The 18,671-nt window shown below is 65.2% G+C and carries 20 protein-coding genes; 12 read left to right on the top strand and 8 right to left on the bottom strand.

Annotated elements, in window-relative coordinates; genetic code table 11:
* Nucleotides 1-4 precede the first annotated feature (4 nt).
* Nucleotides 5-520, bottom strand: coding sequence for a DUF309 domain-containing protein (locus GH2_RS15155; RefSeq protein ID WP_066169690.1), 516 nt, complete (start codon nt 518-520; stop codon nt 5-7).
* Nucleotides 521-682: 162 nt separating this feature from the next.
* On the opposite strand from GH2_RS15155, the gene GH2_RS15150 reads away from it, so the two are divergent.
* Nucleotides 683-967: a DoxX-related protein gene (locus GH2_RS15150; RefSeq protein ID WP_066170128.1), complete on the top strand. Its 285-nt coding sequence runs from the start codon at nt 683-685 to the stop codon at nt 965-967.
* 25 nt (nt 968-992) lie between these two features.
* Here the strand turns inward: GH2_RS15150 and GH2_RS15145 are convergent, their stop codons facing one another.
* Both GH2_RS15145 and GH2_RS15140 read right to left on the bottom strand, forming a co-directional pair.
* Nucleotides 993-2,153, bottom strand: coding sequence for a glycerate kinase family protein (locus tag GH2_RS15145; RefSeq protein WP_066169686.1), 1,161 nt, complete (start codon nt 2,151-2,153; stop codon nt 993-995).
* Nucleotides 2,154-2,197: 44 nt separating this feature from the next.
* A complete protein-coding gene (locus GH2_RS15140) occupies nt 2,198-3,706 on the bottom strand; it encodes an SLC13 family permease (protein WP_239589029.1) in 1,509 nt (502 codons plus the stop codon).
* Between the two features lie 131 nt (nt 3,707-3,837).
* Between GH2_RS15140 and GH2_RS21855 the strand changes: the two genes are divergently transcribed.
* Genes GH2_RS21855 through GH2_RS15125 form a run of 3 tightly spaced genes read left to right on the top strand, consistent with a single transcriptional unit; the run spans nt 3,838 to nt 6,339 of the window.
* A complete protein-coding gene (locus GH2_RS21855) occupies nt 3,838-4,227 on the top strand; it encodes a hypothetical protein (RefSeq protein WP_066169683.1) in 390 nt (129 codons plus the stop codon).
* Nucleotides 4,217-5,686 carry a sensor histidine kinase gene (locus GH2_RS15130; protein WP_244885399.1) on the top strand — a complete coding sequence of 490 codons (1,470 nt, stop codon included), beginning with the start codon at nt 4,217-4,219 and terminating at the stop codon, nt 5,684-5,686. Before GH2_RS21855 ends, GH2_RS15130 begins: the two co-directional genes overlap by 11 nt.
* Entirely contained in the window at nt 5,683-6,339 is a 657-nt protein-coding gene (locus GH2_RS15125) for a response regulator transcription factor (RefSeq protein WP_066169677.1), read from the top strand. Before GH2_RS15130 ends, GH2_RS15125 begins: the two co-directional genes overlap by 4 nt.
* Before the next feature lie 398 nt (nt 6,340-6,737).
* Here the strand turns inward: GH2_RS15125 and GH2_RS15120 are convergent, their stop codons facing one another.
* The 4 genes from GH2_RS15120 to GH2_RS15105 form a co-directional block, all read right to left on the bottom strand.
* Nucleotides 6,738-7,601 carry an SCO6745 family protein gene (locus GH2_RS15120; protein WP_066169674.1) on the bottom strand — a complete coding sequence of 288 codons (864 nt, stop codon included), beginning with the start codon at nt 7,599-7,601 and terminating at the stop codon, nt 6,738-6,740.
* 69 nt (nt 7,602-7,670) lie between these two features.
* Nucleotides 7,671-9,212 carry an MFS transporter gene (locus GH2_RS15115; protein WP_066169672.1) on the bottom strand — a complete coding sequence of 514 codons (1,542 nt, stop codon included), beginning with the start codon at nt 9,210-9,212 and terminating at the stop codon, nt 7,671-7,673.
* Between the two features lie 8 nt (nt 9,213-9,220).
* Nucleotides 9,221-9,760: a TetR/AcrR family transcriptional regulator gene (locus tag GH2_RS15110; RefSeq protein WP_066169670.1), complete on the bottom strand. Its 540-nt coding sequence runs from the start codon at nt 9,758-9,760 to the stop codon at nt 9,221-9,223.
* Between the two features lie 83 nt (nt 9,761-9,843).
* Nucleotides 9,844-10,401 carry a TetR/AcrR family transcriptional regulator gene (locus tag GH2_RS15105; RefSeq protein WP_066169668.1) on the bottom strand — a complete coding sequence of 186 codons (558 nt, stop codon included), beginning with the start codon at nt 10,399-10,401 and terminating at the stop codon, nt 9,844-9,846.
* A gap of 49 nt (nt 10,402-10,450) precedes the next feature.
* Here GH2_RS15105 and GH2_RS15100 point away from each other — a divergent pair, with 49 nt between their 5' ends.
* The 8 genes from GH2_RS15100 to GH2_RS15070 all read left to right on the top strand — a co-directional run bounded on the left by GH2_RS15100 (nt 10,451) and on the right by GH2_RS15070 (nt 17,419).
* Complete coding sequence (locus tag GH2_RS15100) at nt 10,451-11,266, top strand: acyl-CoA thioesterase (RefSeq protein ID WP_066169665.1); 816 nt, start codon at nt 10,451-10,453, stop codon at nt 11,264-11,266.
* Nucleotides 11,267-11,492: 226 nt separating this feature from the next.
* A complete protein-coding gene (locus tag GH2_RS15095) occupies nt 11,493-11,675 on the top strand; it encodes a hypothetical protein (protein ID WP_066169662.1) in 183 nt (60 codons plus the stop codon).
* Nucleotides 11,668-13,080: an amidase gene (locus GH2_RS15090; RefSeq protein ID WP_066169658.1), complete on the top strand. Its 1,413-nt coding sequence runs from the start codon at nt 11,668-11,670 to the stop codon at nt 13,078-13,080. Before GH2_RS15095 ends, GH2_RS15090 begins: the two co-directional genes overlap by 8 nt.
* Before the next feature lie 334 nt (nt 13,081-13,414).
* Complete coding sequence (locus GH2_RS15085; RefSeq protein ID WP_066169656.1) at nt 13,415-14,125, top strand: energy-coupling factor ABC transporter permease; 711 nt, start codon at nt 13,415-13,417, stop codon at nt 14,123-14,125.
* 4 nt (nt 14,126-14,129) lie between these two features.
* Complete coding sequence (locus GH2_RS21345; protein ID WP_239589028.1) at nt 14,130-14,468, top strand: energy-coupling factor ABC transporter substrate-binding protein; 339 nt, start codon at nt 14,130-14,132, stop codon at nt 14,466-14,468.
* 31 nt (nt 14,469-14,499) lie between these two features.
* A complete protein-coding gene (gene cbiQ, locus GH2_RS15080) occupies nt 14,500-15,249 on the top strand; it encodes a cobalt ECF transporter T component CbiQ (RefSeq protein ID WP_169802466.1) in 750 nt (249 codons plus the stop codon).
* Nucleotides 15,174-16,127: an energy-coupling factor ABC transporter ATP-binding protein gene (locus GH2_RS21340; protein WP_307825463.1), complete on the top strand. Its 954-nt coding sequence runs from the start codon at nt 15,174-15,176 to the stop codon at nt 16,125-16,127. Before cbiQ ends, GH2_RS21340 begins: the two co-directional genes overlap by 76 nt.
* Before the next feature lie 218 nt (nt 16,128-16,345).
* Complete coding sequence (locus GH2_RS15070; protein WP_084247522.1) at nt 16,346-17,419, top strand: substrate-binding domain-containing protein; 1,074 nt, start codon at nt 16,346-16,348, stop codon at nt 17,417-17,419.
* Nucleotides 17,420-17,443: 24 nt separating this feature from the next.
* Here the strand turns inward: GH2_RS15070 and GH2_RS15065 are convergent, their stop codons facing one another.
* The gene (locus GH2_RS15065; RefSeq protein WP_169802465.1) at nt 17,444-18,538 is read right to left on the bottom strand and encodes an ArsB/NhaD family transporter; all 1,095 of its coding nucleotides are present in this window, start codon (nt 18,536-18,538) and stop codon (nt 17,444-17,446) included.
* Nucleotides 18,539-18,671: the final 133 nt, after the last annotated feature.

The following is an 18,671-nucleotide window of genomic DNA, read 5'->3' as shown; positions in this document are numbered from 1 at the left end:
CTCGTCAGCCCGCCGAATGGACGAGGCGCGGCACCAGTTCGCTCGCCGCGGGATCGACGCCCCGGTCCAACTGGGCGATGAGGGACTCGGCATAACCGATCAGACCGGGGACGTCGATCGCGTAGGGGGCCGGCCCGTCGTCGAAGCCCATGCGGGCGATGGCGCGGCGCAGCAGCGTCGTCGCGCCCTTGGGATTGCCGCGCTGAATGTGGGTGATGCCGACCGCGAGTTGCGCCAGTCCCTGCCACAGAAAACGTTCGTCGTCGGGACAGCTCTTCCACGCGCCTTCGAGGACTTCGTGGGCGTTGAACGCCAGTCCCCGGTCCAGCAGATCCTGTGCCCACGTCAGGGTCTCGGCCGGCGGGAGGTCCAGATCGTCGGGGATGCGTTCGACGCCGATGCTCCCGAACGGCAGCGGCCGCCCGAGCGCGTCGCGGGGGCGGGCATTCCGTGCTCGACCGTCCTCGTCACGGTCGCGATCCCTGCTGTCTGGCGTACCTATGCCTTCATGATCGCCCATGCCTTCATGATCGCACCGCGTGCGTGACTGCACCGCCCTCATGACTGCACCGGCACGCGGACGGCCGACGCGATCGGTGAACGGGCCATCGCCGTCCGGGGTTCCGGTAGACAGGACAGGAACCGCCGCGGAGTGCGGCACATCGACGAAAGCGAGATCGCAGTGGCCGAGTCCACCTCCACCCGTCCGTCCAAGCTCGTGACGATCGCGGGCGCAGGCCTCGCGGCGACCGGCCTGGCGCACTTCGTCGCACCGGACCTGTTCCGTGGCATCACCGCCCCCGCATTCCCGACCAACACCGATCAGGCACTGCAGGTCAACGGTGCCATCGAGACGGCCGTCGGCACCGCGATCGCGGTGCCGCGCACGCGCAGGGCCGGCATGATCGGCCTCGGCGTCTACGGCGCCTACCTCGCGGCGAACATGGCGAAGGCCCAGTTGAGCTGACGGGCGCCTGGCCGGAGCGCTCGGATCAGGCGGAGAGGGTGGCGCCGACCAGCAGCAGACGCAGCACTCGCTCGGGCGCGTCCGTCAGATAGCGGGCGCCGCCGGCGATCGCTTCGTCCCACGGCAACGCGGTCGGGAGGATCGACGCGATCGCATGGATGCCGGCGTCGTAGTTGAGGTGAGCGCGTTCGCCGATGGTGCCCGCGAGCGCGACGACCGGAACTCCGTGGCGGCTCGCGAGGCGGGCGACCTCGGCGGGGATCTTGCCGCGCGGCGTCTGCTGGTCGATCGCGCCTTCCGCCGTGAGGACCAGATCTGCGTCGGCGATCGCGCCGTCGAGGTCCACGTGATCGAACATCACCTCGTAGCGCGGCAGCAGCACGGCATCCAGACCCGCGGCGAGGCCGGCACCCAGCCCGCCCGACGCGCCGGATCCGGGTGCGGTGCGCAGGTCTCGATGCAGATCGCGGTCCAGTACCTTGGCCCACCGCTCCATCGCTGCGGACAGCAACTCCACCTGCGCAGGTGCCGCGCCCTTCTGGGGACCGAAGACGCGGGCGACCCCCTGTTCGCCGCACAGCACGTTGAACGGATTGACCGCGACACGAATCTCGGTGCTGCGGATACGCGGGTCCAGGCGCGACAGGTCAATCGACTCGACTTCGGTGAGTGCGGCACCGCCCCGGCCCACCGGAACGCCCATCGCATCGGTGATGCGGGCGCCGAGCGCCTGCAGCGCGCCGGCGCCGCCGTCACAGATTCCGGAGTCACCGCAGCCCACGAGGATGCGCTGCGCGCCCGCGTCGAGGGCGGCCCGGATCAACTCGCCGACACCGTGGCTGGTGGTGGCGCCCGGGTCGCGGAGGTCGCGGGGGACCAGCGAGAGCCCCGCCGCGGCGGCCATCTCCACGACCGCGGTCCGGGGTCCGGAGCCGCCGAGCATCGCGAAGTGCGAGTCGACGACGGTACCGACCGGTCCGGTCACGCGAACGGAGTGCACCCGCCCACCGGTGGCCTCCGCCAAGGCTCGCGCCGAGCCTTCGCCGCCGTCGACGAGCGGCAGCGACTGGACGTCGGCGTGCGGCAGCACGCGCTGGACACCGGCGACGATGGCGGCGGCGGTGTCCGGCGCGGACAGGCACTCCTTGAAACCGCTGGGGGCGACAACGATGCGATCGATGGACATGATGACCTCCGGGTCGAGATGGGTGGATGGGATGGCGGGCCTGCTCACGAGAGCGGCAGACCCAGGAACGGCCAGACGAACACCGCGAAGACGGTGACGAGGACGGCGACGATCGGAGCGAGCCAGGCAGCCAACCGGAGCAGATCACCGCGCGAGTAGGTCTCGACGCCGTCGATGGCGGAGAACATGGCGACTGGTTTGGCCGAGGACGTCAGGGTGTGGCAGAAGCCGGCAGCAGCGGTCGACGCGAACGCGACGGCGACCGGATTGAGCCCGACGCCGACGGCGATGGGGATCACCAGTGGAACCAGGACCGACGATCGCGCGGTGCGAGACTGAATGAACAGGTGAGCGGCCACGCTCACGCCGACGACGGTGGCGACGACCGCCCAGGAGGGCGCCGCGCCGAGCGCTCCGAACAGGCCTTCGGCCAGCCAGGTCGCCGCGCCGGACAGGGCGAGCGCGCTGCCGAGGACCGCCGTCGCGGCCATGAACAGCAGCAGCGACCACGGCACCGTGCGCAGTCCGTTCGCCAGTGTGGTGGTGCCGATGCGCGGTGCGGTGATCACCAGTGCGCCGATCAACGCGATGAACGCCGGGTGCGCGCCGTGGAGCGGCTCGGCGGCCCACCCGAGGGCGACGAGACCGACGACGGTCAGGGCTCGCCTCTCGGGCGCGGTGAGCCGTCCGGTCACGGGCGTGGCCGCGTCGACGGCCAGCGTCGCGGCCGTCAACGCCAGCGGCAGCGCGCGGTCATCGCGGGTCGTGAACAGTCGGAGCACCAGTTCGGCGGCGAGGTGGGCGGACACCAGGGCCAGCGGGGTGCCGAGCAGGAGCCAGTGCCCGAACCCGATCTGTTCGCCGGTCGTCGCCGCGAGCACGTCGTTGGTGACGAGATGCGCGCCCGCTCCGAGGAGGGTCGCGACCGCGGTCAGCAGAATGACGGTGGGAAACAGGATCGAGAACGCTCGCACCACCCGCGGGCGGTGGCCGAGTGTGGCGGCGAGCGCGGTGAACACGGGGACGGTCAGTGCCGCGCGACCCGAGGTGGACGGCACCGCGAACGCGGTGAGGAACAGTGCGAAGGTCGCCAGGTGCGCCAGCTGCCGCACGGTACCGGCTCGACTCAGGAGCGCCGTCGCCAGCCGCGCAGTGATTCCGGTCGCGGCGACACCGGCGGCGAGGACGAAGGCGGCCACCAGCAGCCACACCGTCTCGGAGCCGAGTGCGGCGAACAGGACGTGGTCATCGATCACGCCGGCCGCGACCAGTGCCAAGGCCGCGCCAACCGCTACCGACGTATCGTCGAGCCGCGTTCCGACCCACAGCGACACGGCGCAGACGAAGATCACCAGGGCGAGCCGGGCGTCGCCGCTCGGGCCGTTCGGCGCCGCGAGCAGGATCACCATGAGTGCGCCGACCGAGCACACGGCGGCCAGCCGGCCGATGGACGGCGGCGTCAGGCGACTGCGTGGACGAATCGGCAGCGGCGCACGGTGCCACGGCGGCAGGGACTGCGTTGTCCGCATGGGGGCGGTGATGACTTCTGGCATGGTGACCACCCTTCGGCGGCACCATGAACCGTCGATGAGGGGCAGATGATGAAACCTTCACCTCGGCCCAGGTGAAGACTTCTTCATCTGGCTTTCATCGACCCCTCAGACACCGCCGTGACAGTGGTGGCATGAGAATACGGACCCATGGGGCGACGCTGATCGGCATCGCCGTGCTCGGCATCCTCGTCGGCGCGATCGGCGCCGGGTATCTGCTGCTTCGCTCTCCAGAACCGGTGCAGGCACCGCCCGCGTACGTGAAGATCGGCGAATCCATGACGTCGGATCCGGACGGCTCGTCGAACGATCCGTCATCATCGCGCCCGCCGCGGACGGCGCCGCAGAAGCCGTCCACGACCACGGACCAGCGCTCTCGCGTCGAGGTGGTGCCTCCGCCGGCGCCTGTTGAGCAGTTGCCGAACGGCGGCGACTACGACGACGATGACGATGACGACTACGACGATGACGACGACGATGACGACGACTACGACGATGATGGAGACGACGACGGTGACGACTGATTCCGCCGGGGCTCGTCCACGTCGGCGGATACCGGCTCGTGTCCTCATCATCGGCTGGGTGATGCTGCTGATGTTCGGCGTGCTGCTGCTGGTGAACGTGGTGACCCGCGGGGAACTGCACCGCAGCGTCGAGAACCAGGTGAATCAGGCGCTGGCGCAGGAGATCGAGGAGTTCGTCGGAGTGGCGGCGCGCGGTGTCAACCGGTCCACCCAGCTGCCGTACACCAGCGTCGAGGAGCTGCTGGACAGTCATCTGGAGCGACAGTTCCCCGATGACGACGAAGTGGTCGTCGCCGTGTTGCCCGACGGCCGGATTCTGCGGCAGGACCGCGGCGAGCCCTACCCATTCGCGCAGCGTTCCGAGCGGGTGCGCGCGGTCGTCGACGATCCCGCGGAGGCGGGCTCCATGAAGACCGGGGACGGCGAACTGCTCTGGCGGAAGGTGCAGGTGCAACCGCGTGCCGAAGGTGAAGGCCCCGGCTACTTCATCGTCGGCTTCGCCATCGACCGCGACCGCGCAGAGGTCGCGGACACGATGCGGACCCTCACGGTGGTCAGCGTGGTCGGCCTCCTCCTGGCGGGGCTGGGCGCCTACCTGGTGTCCGGGCGCATCCTGGCTCCGATCCGGTTGGTGCGCAACGCCGCTGCGGAGATCAGTGAGAAGGATCTGACCCGCCGGATCGACGTCCGGGGCCACGACGACGTGTCCGCGCTCGCCGAGCAGTTCAACGCCATGCTCGACCGTCTGGCGGAGGCCTTCGCGACTCAGCGCCGCTTCCTCGACGACGCAGGCCACGAGTTGCGGACGCCGATCACGATCGTCCGCGGACATTTGGAATTGATGGGCGACGATCCCGCCGAGCGTGCCGCCGTGATGCGGCTGGTGACCGAAGAACTCGACCGGATGAGCCGGATCGTGGAGGAACTGCTGGTCCTTGCGAAGTCCGAACGCCCGGACTTCGTGACACCGCAGCAGGTGTCGGTGACGGAGTTGACCGTCGACATCCACTCCAAGGTCCGTGCGCTCGGTGAGCGTCGCTGGCTGCTCGACTCCGTCGGCGAAGGCGACGCACGCGTGGATCCGCAACGAGTGACCCAGGCGATCGTGGCGTTGGCGCACAACGCGGTCGGTCATACCGGTGACGGCGACGAGATCCGCATCGGATCGTCGCTGTACGCGGGGCCGGACGGCGCGCCGACGGTCTCGTTCTGGGTCACCGACACCGGTCCGGGCATCAGTGCCGAGGACCGGGAACGCATCTTCGAACGCTTCCAACGGGGGCCGCGAAACGCGGGAGCCTTCCGCTCCCGCACAGGTGCGGGGTTGGGGCTGGCGATCGTGCGCGCGATCGCCGAGGCACACGGTGGCACGGTCAAGGTCCATTCGGAACCCGGGCACGGCGCCACGTTCGGAATCGAGATGCCTGCGGGCATGCCGCTGGAGAGGATCTCACTGTGAATCGCATCCTGATCGCCGAGGACGAGGAACGGATCGCGTCGTTCATCGAGAAGGGCCTGCGCGCGAACGGCTTCGTCACCACCGTGGTGGGCGACGGCGACAGCGCGCTGGAGGCGGCACGGCAAGGCGTGGACCTGGTGGTCTTGGACCTGGGGCTGCCGCACCGCGACGGATTCGAGGTGCTCGACACGATGCGGGGCGAGGGGGTCTCGACGCCGGTCATCATTCTGACGGCGCGGGACTCGGTGCACGACACCGTCGCTGGCCTCGAAGGCGGCGCCGACGACTACATGACCAAGCCGTTCCGCTTCGAGGAACTGCTGGCCCGGGTGCGCCTGCGACTGCGCGGTGGGGAAGCGGTCGCCGAAGTCGGTGTCCTGACGCACGGGCCGCTGTCGTTGGATCTGCGGACGCGGCGGGCCACGGTGGGCGGAGCAACGATCGACCTGACCGCCCGCGAGTTCCTTCTCTTAGAACTGTTTCTGCGACATCCTGGGCAGGTGCTGGCGCGCGAGCAGATCCTCTCGCACGTGTGGGGTTACGATTTCGACCCCGGATCCAACATCGTCGACGTCTACGTCCGGGCGCTCCGGAAGAAGCTGGGTGCCGAGCGGATCGGGACCGTGCGGGGAATGGGCTACCGGATCAGTTGATCGGAACGCCGGGTGCTGTGACGGGCCGTTCGGTGAAGTCGGTGGCACGAGAGCGGATGAAACGAGACCGCACCACTGACTCGACATGAAGTGGTGCGTGACCGCGAGTCTGGCGGCGGTTTCCTCGGTTTTGTCTGAGCGTGATGCGTGCAGTGCACCCGTCGTTGACGACCACCGCTGCCCGCCTTGCGATGGACTTGTCTGGATAGCGAGATTCACGTCCCCGTGAGGGGTCGCCGAGGGCGATTTGACCTCGGCGGATGCTGTCGGGGACGCGAATCTGGACGAAGTCACGTGTTCGCTGTTACGCGCCCGTGGGGCACCGGCCTGTTGGGGATGCAGACGATCGACTGGTTCGCCGCCAACCTGAAGAAGTAGCCGGACGACGGCCGCGGGGCTCAGTCCTTCTTCGTGGTCCCCGGCAGGATGCCGGCGTCCAGAATCGGCTTCACCAGGTGCCGCGTCTGGTTCACGAGATCGGCGAAGTCGGTGCCGAGATGGGCGCCGGTCACCTCGTCGGTGCGCGTCTCGATCCGCTGGTAGAGCTCATAGCCGGCGGCGGTGAGGCGGTGGCCGTCACCGGTCCGCTCCAGCAGTCCGCGGTCGGCGAGGCGATCGATGGATGCAGCCCAGTCGTCCTCGGTCCAGCCGCGCGTCAGCAGAAACAGTCTCTTGCTCAGCAGTCGCCGCCGGACGGTGGGATCGGGCACATCGGCTTCGTGGAAGACGCCGGCATCGATCCCGTTCAGGCCGTGGCTCACCAACTCGGCGATGTGGTTGTCGCCGCGCCACTCGCGCAGCACCGAGAGGTGACGCCACAACGCCAGGTGGGGCACGTCGGGGACGGGGGTCGCCGCCCATGCGGCCCCCAGCGGTCGTCCCGACAGCGGCAGGCCCGACACCGTGGCCTCGTACCGGGCGAGCAGGGGAGTGATCTGTGCGGACACGTCGCCGAGGATGGTGCGGTACTGCTCGTCGAGCATCGCGTAGCGGCGGTCGTCGATCGCGGCGAGACCGGCCGCACGAGCGTGATTCCAGGCCGAAGCGATCAACGCGGGCGAGAAGTTGAAGAACGTTGAGCTCACCACCGCAGCGGTCGTCTCGCCGAGCGGACACGCCCGCGCACCGACGTAGAAGGCGTGCCCGTCCAACCCCAGATCGTGTTGCGCTGCACCGACTCCGGGATTGAAGTAGGCCACGACGTGGAAGGGCTCGAGTGACTCGTAAGCGTGGCGGGCGACGGCCGCGGAATCGGTGCTCATCCCTTCACTGTGCCAGCACCCCGGCGGCGGAGGCGGTGTTCCCCGTGAAACATGGCCTCCGCCTGCCGGTCAGTGTTGGGCCGCGTCGATGCGAGTGTTCTTCGGTACCAGAGCGAAGACCGCGGCTGCGACACCGAGCATGAGGAAGCCGCCGACCAAGCTGGTGATCTGCATGGACTCGGTGAACGCTGCGCCTGCGTCTCGAGCAAGAGCGGGCAACCCCATCTCCTCTGCGGTCGCAGAGGCGGAGCCGATCGACTCGCGAACGGCGTCGCCGACCTGGTCGTCGAGCGCGGCGATCGCGTCGGAACCATCGAGTTGCTGCCGGTACAGCACCGACGCGATGCTGCCGAGCAGTGCGACGCCGATGACGCTGCCGAGCTCGTACGAGGTTTCTTCCATGGCTGCGGCGTTGCCCGCGCGGTCCTCGGGGCTGCCGGACATGATGAGCGCCGAGCCGATGGCGAGGGAGCCCATGCCGATGCCGATGAGGCACAGGGACACCACGGCCGAGGCGTAGTGGAGCTCCCCGGGAATCACGTAGACGATGATCATCCCGAGGCCCGCCAGCGCGATGCCGGTCGCGATCACGGTCCGCGGTCCGATGCGTTCGGCGAGGGCGGGCGCGACCAGCGACGCGATCGCGGCGGCCAGTGCGAGCGGCACCAGCTGTACACCGGCTCGGATCGGCGAGCTGCCCTCGACGGCTTGCAGCCACTGAGCCAACAGCAGCAGTGCGGCGGCCATGGCGAACATCGACCCCAACGCGGCGGCGATACCGCCGGTGAACACCCGATTGCGGAACAGATCGAAGTCCATCATCGGGCGGTTCTGACGCAGGCTGCGTCGGACGAAGAGCGCCAACAGTCCGGCACCGACGATCAAAGCGGCCCACCCGGCGGGGACCAGGAGGCTCGCCTGCGCGCCGAAGTGCTTCACCGCCCACATCACCAGGACCATGCCGGTGAACGAGAGGAGAACGCCGGTCCAGTCCCATACCCCGGGGTCAGCCGAGCGTGACTCGGGGATCAAGAACAGACCTGCGATGACGGCGAGGGCCATGAGTGGAACGTTGACCAGGAAGGCCGACTGCCAGGAGAAGTGCTCGACGAGGAACCCGCCGATCAGCGGGCCGATCGCGGCGCCGATGCCGGCGATCGACGCCCACACGGCGAGCGCGCGGGCCCGTTCGCGGGCATCGGTGAAGACGACGCGGATCGTCGACAGCGTGGTGGGCATGATGAACGCACCGCCGATGCCGAGCAGGACGCGAATCCCGATCACCATCACGGCCGACTCGGCGAACAACACGAGCAACGACGCGAGGCCGAAGATCGCGTAGCCGGTCATCAGCATCCGCTTGCGTCCCCACCGGTCGGCGAGCGCTGCGGCAGGCACCAGGAGGCCTGCGAGGACGAGGGAGTACACGTCGACGATCCACAGCACCTGGTCGGCGCTCGGCGTCAGGTCGGCGGACAGCGCAGGCAGCGCGACGTTGAGAATCGTCATGTCCATGACGATCACCAGCAGGCTCGCGCTGAGTGCCGCGGTGGCGAGCCACGCGCGCCGACTCGAGTAGGTGGGGGATTCGGTGGTGAGTTCGGTGCTCATCCGTCCGTTCATTTCTGCGCCATGAAAGGCGCGACCAGGGTGTACAGGAAGTCTTTGGAGACGGCGGTCTTGTGCAGTGCGGCGTGCACCACCACGCCGTCGGTCAGGATGGCCAGCGCGAGCGCGTTGTCGGAGCCGACGTAATCGGTGAGGACCTCGATCAGGGTGTTCTGCCAGCGGAGGGACAGATCGCGAAGGTCGTCGTCGAAAGCCCCGGCGGACATCAGACACACATCGGCGGCGATATTGCGGCTGTTCGTCAGGTAGTCGTGCATCTGCTCGACCAGCGCGTCCGCCGTTCCACTCGCCTCAGCCAGGGAGGCGCGGACGTCGTCGAGGTCGTCGTCGATCTCTTTGGCGAGCAGTGCCAGTGCTTGAGTGCGGAGGTCGTCGATCGAGCTGAAGTGCTGCGTCGTTGAGCCCAGGGGGACCTGGGCGCGTCCGGCCACCATTCGATGCGTGATGCGGTCGGGTCCGACCTCGACCACGAGGTCGGCCGCAGCCTTCACGATCGCCGCGCGGCGTGCAGCGGGGTCTCGTTTCGCCATGTCTCATTCCTTGTTCTGTACTTTTGTACATGTACTTTTGTACAGGGGCGCACGCGACGATGGCAACGATGCGGCGTGTGACGTCAGTCCCAGGTCTGACGAATATGCGCCTCGAGGGCGTCGAGCGGTTCCGTCGAGCGCAGTGCGCGGGAGGTGATGATCGCGCCCTCCAGGGATGCGAACAGGAGATGTCCCGCGCTGCGGGCGGCGTCGGGGTCGACGCCGTCACCCGCCAACGCGTCGGCGATCACGTCGGAGAGGGTGGCGAATGCCGCGGCCGCCCGCGCAGCGGCAGCGGGGTACTCGGCCGTGGCGAGCGACGCCGCGACCAGTGGGCAGCCCAGTTCGTAGTCACTGTCGGCGAGGGTTCGCTTCCATGTCTCGATGACGGCGGCGAAGCCGTCGGGCACGCTCTCGTGGGACGCGATCGTGGAGACCTGGCGCACGGCGATCCGGCCGGCGGCCGCGGTCGCCTGCTCCAACAGTTGGGCCTTCCCGTCGGGGAAGTGCAGGTACATGGATCGGCGAGCTACGCCGCTGTGCCTCATCAGTTCGGACATGCCGAATCCGTCGGCGCCCTTGCTGCGCAGGAGGGCGATGGTGGAGGTGAGCAGGCGATCGCGGACCGATGCGGTGGTCATGCTCACAGAGTACTCGTAAGTAGAACGATCATTCTGTTACCGTCGCGTCATGACTCACGTTCTCGACGAGGCGATCGCCCTCACTCCGGTCGGCTCTGACTCCAGGGTGTTCCGGGCGCAGACCCATCCCGCGTACGCCAACATGGTCGGGCCGTTCGGCGGAATCACCGCCGCAACGGTGATCCACGGACTCCAGCAACACCCGGATGTCCTCGGCGAACCACTGTCCCTCACGATCAACTTCGTGGCGCCGATCGCTTACGGCGAGTGGGATCTGCATCTGGATCCGGTTCGGACCAACCGAACCAATCAGCACTGGGTGTTCAGCATCCGCCAGGAGGGCGTGACTGTCGCCACCGGTTCGGCGGTCTTCGCTGTCATCCGGGACACCTGGGCCGATGTGGAGGCAGCGCCGCCGGAGGCGGTGCCGGCTGCCGAGGTGGAGCCGACCGACTTCCTCGACTTCATCGCCTGGGCCAAGAACTACGACAAGCGTTTTCTGGTCGGCGGGATCGTCGACGGCGAGACGGCCGACGACTCGACGTCGACCCTGTGGGTTCGTGACCAGCCGGAGCGGCCGATCGATTTTCCGTCGCTCGCGTCGATGGCCGACTGCTTCTTTCCGCGGATCTTCCTTCGCCACGGTGTCTATATGCCCGCCGGAACCATCTCGATGACGACCTACTTCCATGCGACGGCCGAGGAGTTGGCGGCGCACGGCACCGACCATGTCTTGGCGACCGCCCGCGGCAGTCGATTCGGTCACGGACACTTCGATCAGTTCGCGGAGCTGTGGTCGGGTGAGACGCTCCTCGCCACCACGCATCAACTCGTCTACTACAAGGACCCCAAGGTCCCTGCGTGACCTGATCCGTCTGCTGTCGCGACCGCGCCCCACGCTTCGGTGTGGGGGCGGTCGCGTCTTTTCTGCGAGGATGACCAGGCCTTTTGGGGAGTTGCCATGATATGCGCCATTTCGTTGCACGAGTGTGAGCTGATGCACTATGTTTGAAACAGTTCCAAATGGAACAAATTCAAATGATCGTGATGCCGACGGGTGACGCAGTCGGCTCGACCGAGACGGAGGACCGATGACCCTGTCAATCAAGGACGCGTTGGCGGCGAGGGGAGTCTCCCCGAGCGCCGAGGAGTTGACGAAGATCGAAGCCAAGTGGGCCGAGATCGTCGCTCTCAAGGGGGATCTGGGGAACATCGCAATTGACGACGCGGACATCTCGCTCCGCAATATTCCGGGAGGCGATCACGTTGGCTGACGAACTGCTGAAGAAGACTGCCGTCGAGGTGGGCGAGCTGATCCGCACCAAGCAGGTCTCGCCCGTCGACGTGACGCGCAGCCTGCTGGATCACGCCCATGCGCTCAACGACACGGTCAACGCCTACGTCAGTTTCCGCGACGACGCGGCGATGGCCGAGGCCGAGAAGGCAGAGAAGGAGATCGCGGCCGGTGAGCATCGCGGTCCGCTGCACGGCGTTCCGATGGCACTCAAGGACAACCTCTACGTGGCGGGCGAGGTCACCACGATGTCGTCGAAGATCCACGGGGACTTCGTCTCCAAGGACGACGCCAGCGTCGTCACCAAACTGCGCGACGCAGGCATCGTCCTGACCGGCAAGCTGAACATGCACGAATACGCGTGGGGCATCGACAACAACAGCCCGCACTTCGGTCCGGTGCACAACCCCTGGAACGTCGACAAGGTGCCGGGCGGCTCCAGCGGTGGTTCGGGTGCGGCGGTGGCCTCCGACATGACCTTCATCAGTCTGGGCACCGATACCGCCGGCTCCATCCGCATCCCCTCGTCGGCGTGCGGTCTGGCGGGTCTCAAGCCGACGCACGGTCGCGTCGCGAAGTTCGGCTGCTACCCGCTCGCCTGGAGCCTCGACCACATCGGTCCGATGGCCAAGACCGTCGAGGACGCTGCCGTGATGTTGCAGGCCATCGCCGGTTTCGATCACCGCGATCCGACGTCGGTGGACGTCCCGGTCGGCGATTACCGGGCCGCACTCGGCGGCGATCCCAAGGGTCTCGTCATCGGTGTGGAAGAGGACTACTACTTCCGAGACGTGGACTCCGACGTGGAGCGTCTGGTCCGAGCGCGGATCGACGACCTGGTCAGCCGTGGCGCCACCGTCAAGAAGGTGAGCATCCCGGCACTGAAGTACTCCGAGTGGACCGAGCTCGCGACCAGCCTGTCGGAGGCGTCGGCCATTCACCACCGAGACTTGGAGACCCGCGCCGAGGACTTCGGCGCAGACATCCGCTTCCTGTTCTACCTGGGTGAGCTGTTCTCCTCGGTCGACTACCTGCAGGCGCAGCAGGCGCGCAGGCAGATCAAACGAGAGTTCTCCGCTGCGCTGGCAGACGTCGACGTGCTGATCGCGCCGACGCTGCCGGTCATGGCGCCGGACATCGGCTCGGCCGTCGCCGATCTTAACGGCAACCCCGTGGATCTGGTGGACAATTTCATCCGCTTCACCGGACCGAGCAACCTCACCGGCCTGCCCGCGATGACCGTCCCCGGCGGCCTCAACAATGGACTGCCGGTCGGCGTGCAGATCGTCGGCAAGGCTTTCGACGAGGCGACCGTGCTCAAGGTCGGCCGCTTCATCGAGGAGTCCGATCCGATGCAAGGCCAGCGCGCACCCGTCGGCGCGTGATTGTCGATGACAGACCGGCCCGCGGACGAGGAGTCGCCTCCGCCTCGTCCGCGGGTCGTTCGTCGGGTGTCGAGACCTAATCCGGTAGTTTGCGTGACGCCTGTTAGTCAATCGACCCACATTCGTCAGCCGGGAGAAATTCCGATATCTGAAATTAAAGAAGTAGGCCCCTTCCAACTGCTCGACTGAAAGTGGTCGTGGACGAGATTTCCGCGATCGTCTCTGCCGATCGACGATGCCGACAAACCGCCGTTAAGTACCGTAACCAATAACTTTTTCGAATTGATATCCGTCTCCTGGCGCCTATCAATCCTATTTGGCCTGGAGATTTGACATGCATATAGCTGAAGGATTTCTCCCACCAGTGCAAGCCGTGGCCTGGACAGTTGCGGCGACGCCGTTCGTCATTCACGGCGCAGTCGCTGTTGTGAGACAAGTTCGTGAGAATCCCGAGAGTCGGTTGCTTCTCGGGGCCGCCGGCGCATTCACTTTCGTGCTGTCTGCGATCAAGTTGCCGTCGGTGACCGGCAGTTCCAGTCATCCCACGGGGACTGGATTGGGCGCGGTCCTTTTCAGACCGCCGGTGATGGCCTTTCTGGGAACAATAGTTCTGCTTTTCCAAGCCCTGCTACTAGCTCACGGAGGGATCACGACCCTGGGTGCCAACGCCTTCTCTATGGCGATCGTGGGTCCTTGGATCGGCTACGCTACGTGGCGATTGGCGAGACTCCTGCAGGCTCCAATGGCCGTCGGGATATTCGCCGCCATGTTTACCTCTGACTTAGCCACCTATTGCATGACGTCCGTCCAACTCGGTATTGCTTTCCCAGATGCTTCGAGTGGGATACTCGGCTCAGTGGTCAAGTTCTTGTCCATTTTCGCAGTCAGTCAGATTCCGCTCGCCGTGATTGAAGGATTTCTAGGAGTGTTGGTATTCCAAGTGCTCACGCGTATTGCGGGTCCAGAACTCGAGCGACTCAAGGTCTTCGCGAAGAAATCACCCGCAGTTTCTGACGATCCGAAAGTGGCGAACGATGTCTCGTAGGAAATTGATTACCACCGCGGCTGGGCTGCTCATCGCGATCATCGCAGTTTTTGCTCTCTCCCTGTGGTTGAATCGAGGTGCTCCGGAAGAAGCCAGTTTCGTTGGGACTGACTCGGCCGCAACCGAACATATCGAGGAATCGCACCCCGGCTACACGCCATGGTTCACCTCAGTCTTTACTCCGGGTTCGGGTGAGATTGAATCAGGTCTGTTCGCGCTGCAAGCCGCAATCGGCGCCGGGATCTTTGGATTTACGGTCGGCGCTCTATGGTATCGACATCGCCTGAATGGACAAATTGTGCAGCTCTCGGGTGAGAGCGCCAACACTCGGGTTCAACGGTGATTTCGAGGAGTTGGCCTGGGAGGTCCTTCCGATGGGGTTGAGCATCTCGACGGTCGATACTGTCGCCTGGCGCAGCACCTGGCGACAGCGGTCGGTGGCCGAGAAGACTGCACTGTATGGAGGCGTCGTCGTGGCAGCGCTGCTGCTTCCACCCTGGCCGACAGCCCCGCTGCTGTTCGTGCTCTGTCTCTCTACAACCAAGTTCGCGGGTGTGCCGATCAGCCATCTCTTACGTTGTCTTCGCGCACCGGCCGTCTTCATCTCGTTGGCAGCGGCATCAACTGCCCTCACACTTGAGATCGCGCCGTGGCGGCTCGGCGTCGACGCGAGTGATGTCGTGAGGGCGGTCGGCCTCGCAGCGCGGGCTCTTACCGCATCTGCGGCAACCTTGATGTTCGCGTCAACGACTCCGATGACGGCTATCGCTGCCGCCCTACGCCGGATACGTGTTCCAGCGGCGTGCGTAGACATAGTCACCGTCATGTACCGGCTGGTCTTCGTGCTGATCGACTCTTTGACGATCATTCGCCAGGCTCAGGTATCTCGGCTCGGTTACGTAAACCTGCGTCGAAGTCTGAGTTCATCTGCGATGCTCACCGCAGCGGTGCTGACTCGCGCCTGGACTCATGCCCGCAGACTTGAAGTTGGACTGGCTAGTCGTGATTTCGGAACGGCACTCCCGATGCTCGATACACCCGCGGTCGCATGGCGGTTCGTGGCCATGAGCGGTGGATTGCTCGGAACGTGCGCAGTGATATCGCTGATGATTGGAGCTGGGTGATGGGTCATCGATCCCTGGGCGGGAACAACCTGTCATACCACTACAGCAGCGGCGTCGAGCCACTTAAAGATGTAACGGTCGACTTGACTGGCGGGCTCCGAACAGCGTTGCTTGGAGCCAACGGATCCGGTAAGACGACGCTCTTGAGGATCCTGGCGGGGTCCCTGGCACCGGCCGGAGGTCAAGTAACGGTAGACGGGGTACCACTGCAGCAGGATCGTCGAGGCCTCCGATCGCACCGTCAGACGGTGCAGCTGGTGCTGCAGAATCCAGATGACCAGTTGTTCTCCGCTGATGTCAGCCACGATATCGCGTTTGGTCCAGCGAATCTCGGCCTGACGCCGCACGAGATCATGGAGAGGGTGCAGGAGACACTGTCCCTGCTCGCTCTTGAGGAGCTCGCTCAACGTCCGACTCACGAATTGTCGTACGGCGAGAGAAAGCGGGTGACGATCGCTGGTGCCATGGCGATGAAACCCTGCCTACTGTTGCTCGACGAGCCGACTGCCGGGCTTGATCCAGCGGGGGTCGAGGAAATGTTTGATGCCCTTGAACGGCTAGAACAGAGTGGTACGACTGTCATCTTGTCGACACACGACACGTCTTTGGCGTTCGGGTGGGCTGACTGTGTCAGTGTCCTCGAGTCTGGGTATGCGCATCAAGGATCGACTAGTGCAATCTTCCGGGATCTCGAACTTCTCCAACGTGCACGTCTGCGTCCGCCTTGGCCAGTAGACCTCATGCGCGAACTCACCTCGCGTACAGGTATTGCTGAAGGTCGGCAGGTGCCACGAAACGCGCCCGACTTCGCTCGATGGATCGATGAGGCTCTCGCTCGCCGCCCCACACAATCTGGGTCGCAGGGCGGTGCTCGGTGAGGGTTGCATGCTCATGACGGCGCTGAAAATAGATGGGATTGGTTGAATGTCCGCAGAAACTGGTGGGCGGGCGCGCCGAGAGACGTCGTTCAGCCGAGTGCGCAGGGCGTGCTCTCGATCTATTGAAAGCGAATCGTTCGCCAGCGTAGAGTACAGGTGTCTGAGAGAGCCTGGCGACGGAGCGAGGCCTTCGCCTGAGCCGTCGGCGAGGAGAGCGCATGTCGAGGATGTCATTTGCTAGTCGGACGCCGCTTCAAATCGGTGTGGTGGTTCCGATGCAGGGCCCAGGAGGAATCTTCGGGCCGTCTTGCATAGCGGTCAGCGAAATGGCTGCTGCAGAGTTGAACGCTACCGATGGTATCGATGGGCGTCCCGTGGAGATGGTTTACATTGACGGTGGTCAACAGCCGTCTGCCGTTGCAGCGGAAGTAGAAGACCGACTGCGTCGATCGGAGATCGACGCGATCACTGGGTGGCACATATCCTCGGTACGTCGTGTGCTGGAGCCCGTCGTGCGAGGCCAGATACCGTACGTTTACACGTCGTTGTTTGAAGGCGAAGAACGGGCCCGTGGCGTCTACTGCAGTGGAGAGACGCCTGACCAGCAGATCTTCCCGGCGATCGCTTGGCTCAGGGAGAACCTCGGCATCCGGAAATGGCATGTCGTCGGTGCGCAGTACGTATGGCCGGTCGAATCGCTGCATCAGTTTGCGCGACACGCAGCAGAACTCGGCGTGGAGATCGTCGGTACGTCGTTCGTACAAATGGGCAAGGGTGCCGATCCGCGACTTCCGGCAGAAGTTGCGGCGAGTCAGTGCGATGGCGTTCTGATGCTTCTGGTCGGCCAAGACGCGGTTGAGTTCAACCGCTCATTCACGGAGTCAGGCCTCGCCGAGCGAGTTATGCGGTACAGCCCCTTGATGGACGAGAACATGCTGCTAGCGAGCGGACCAGAGGCGACGGCGAACCTGTACTGTTCAGCGGCATACTTCAGCAGTTTGGCCACAGAGGATGCGTTGGACTTCCTCGGACGCTATGTCGACCTGGCCGGCGGGCCGTCTGCTCCGTCACTGAACAACATGGCGCAATCGTGTTACCAGGGTATCCAGACACTCGTCGAACTTGCGAAGAAGTCGGGTGCGTTCGGAGTCGATGATTTCGACCGAGTAATCGATGGGTTGACGTTCACCGGGCCGCGAGGGGTCGTGCGTTATGACGGAAACCAAGCGGTTCAGGCTGTGCACATGGCTCGAGCGGACATCTTCAATTTTGACGTCATGGGAGCTCTGTAATGGCATCCAGGCCGCGTGCAGCGGTCATATCGTGAAGACTGCCGCACAGATTACGAGTGGAGCCAACACGCACCCGATACCGATGTACGACGCCCATGGAACGGCGATATCGTTGCGCCGCAGTTGATCCCGCCACAGCAATGTCGCGAGAGAAGCCCACGGTGTGATCACAGGTCCGGCATTGACACCGATCAAGAGCGCTAACATTCCGTCCGCGCTGTCGATGCCGACCTCGAGAATAAGATACGCCGGAATGTTGTTGATCAGATTCGCGGCCAGTGCGCCACTACTCGCAATCATCAGTAATCCGGCGGTGGAGGACTGACCTGACGAAATGTAGGCGGCAAGGTCCGAGGTCGCGCCGGTTGCATGGACGAACGTCGTGAGGGCGGAAAGAAGTGTCACGAGCGAGAGCGAGCGCCACGGAATCATCGACATCCATGAAGGCATGTTCGGTCGCGCGACAATGAGCAGGACGGCCGCGGCTACACTCGCCGTTGCCCAATACGGGACGGGTGACGCGAGCAGTGGAAGCACAGCACCCAGGGTGATCAATGAAATGCGGAGCCGGGGTCCGGAAGGCAATCGCGGGCCGGGGGCGGAAGCACTGAGAGTGCCATGATTGCGCAGCCAGTAGACGAGTACAGCTGCGACAACAGCGATACTCGTTGCTACCAACGCCGGTAGCCACGCAGCCGCTGTGTACTCGGCCGGGCCGCTGAAGACCCCGGACGTAGCTGCCAACAGGTTCGTCAAGTTGGACACAGGCAGCAGCAGTGACCCGAGGTTGGCGATCCAGACCACTGTCAGCGCCGATGCCCAGACGCTGGCACCTGTGCGCTGGGCTAGTGCTACAGCCAGCGGAGTCACAAGGATTGCAGTGGTATCGAGTGACAGAAACACCGTGGAAACGGTGGACAGCAGTACTACTGCACACCACGCGCCGATGAGCGGTGACATGCGTGGTGGCACTCGGTTGCGTATCCACTCCGCGACGGAGTCGAATGCCCCAGCGTCCGCTGCGATGTTCACAACGATCGACATAGCGGCGACGAACAGAAGGATCGGGGCCATCCGCAGCGTTAAGCGATGCGCGTCAGGTGGAAAGACCCAGAACAAGGCGACAATAGCGACGAGTGTCGCTCCTCCGAGAGCGGCTGTCACCGTGGCGGATCGAGGCCGAACGAGATGACATATCTTACGGTCTCGTGGGGTCCTCATTCGCGGAATCGCGAACTATGTGCGCTTGACG

Origin of the sequence: Gordonia hydrophobica NBRC 16057, assembly GCF_001592365.1 — a bacterium.
Classification (GTDB): domain Bacteria; phylum Actinomycetota; class Actinomycetes; order Mycobacteriales; family Mycobacteriaceae; genus Gordonia; species Gordonia hydrophobica.
Note: the sequence above shows the minus strand (reverse complement) of the source record. Positions and strands in the feature narration are given on the sequence as shown.

What these genes read in the sequence shown, in the direction of transcription:
- GH2_RS15115 (WP_066169672.1), bottom strand. Translation starts at nt 9,212, where the DNA reads ATGAGCACCGAACTCACCACCGAATCCCCCACCTACTCGAGTCGGCGC.
- GH2_RS15145 (WP_066169686.1), bottom strand. Translation starts at nt 2,153, where the DNA reads ATGTCCATCGATCGCATCGTTGTCGCCCCCAGCGGTTTCAAGGAGTGC.
- GH2_RS15105 (WP_066169668.1), bottom strand. Translation starts at nt 10,401, where the DNA reads ATGACCACCGCATCGGTCCGCGATCGCCTGCTCACCTCCACCATCGCC.
- GH2_RS15100 (WP_066169665.1), top strand. Translation starts at nt 10,451, where the DNA reads ATGACTCACGTTCTCGACGAGGCGATCGCCCTCACTCCGGTCGGCTCT.
- GH2_RS21340 (WP_307825463.1), top strand. Translation starts at nt 15,174, where the DNA reads ATGGCGGTTCGTGGCCATGAGCGGTGGATTGCTCGGAACGTGCGCAGT.
- GH2_RS15095 (WP_066169662.1), top strand. Translation starts at nt 11,493, where the DNA reads ATGACCCTGTCAATCAAGGACGCGTTGGCGGCGAGGGGAGTCTCCCCG.
- GH2_RS15085 (WP_066169656.1), top strand. Translation starts at nt 13,415, where the DNA reads ATGCATATAGCTGAAGGATTTCTCCCACCAGTGCAAGCCGTGGCCTGG.
- GH2_RS15070 (WP_084247522.1), top strand. Translation starts at nt 16,346, where the DNA reads ATGTCGAGGATGTCATTTGCTAGTCGGACGCCGCTTCAAATCGGTGTG.
- GH2_RS15120 (WP_066169674.1), bottom strand. Translation starts at nt 7,601, where the DNA reads ATGAGCACCGATTCCGCGGCCGTCGCCCGCCACGCTTACGAGTCACTC.
- GH2_RS15110 (WP_066169670.1), bottom strand. Translation starts at nt 9,760, where the DNA reads ATGGCGAAACGAGACCCCGCTGCACGCCGCGCGGCGATCGTGAAGGCT.
- GH2_RS15155 (WP_066169690.1), bottom strand. Translation starts at nt 520, where the DNA reads ATGGGCGATCATGAAGGCATAGGTACGCCAGACAGCAGGGATCGCGAC.
- GH2_RS21855 (WP_066169683.1), top strand. Translation starts at nt 3,838, where the DNA reads ATGAGAATACGGACCCATGGGGCGACGCTGATCGGCATCGCCGTGCTC.
- GH2_RS15140 (WP_239589029.1), bottom strand. Translation starts at nt 3,706, where the DNA reads ATGCCAGAAGTCATCACCGCCCCCATGCGGACAACGCAGTCCCTGCCG.
- cbiQ (WP_169802466.1), top strand. Translation starts at nt 14,500, where the DNA reads ATGGGGTTGAGCATCTCGACGGTCGATACTGTCGCCTGGCGCAGCACC.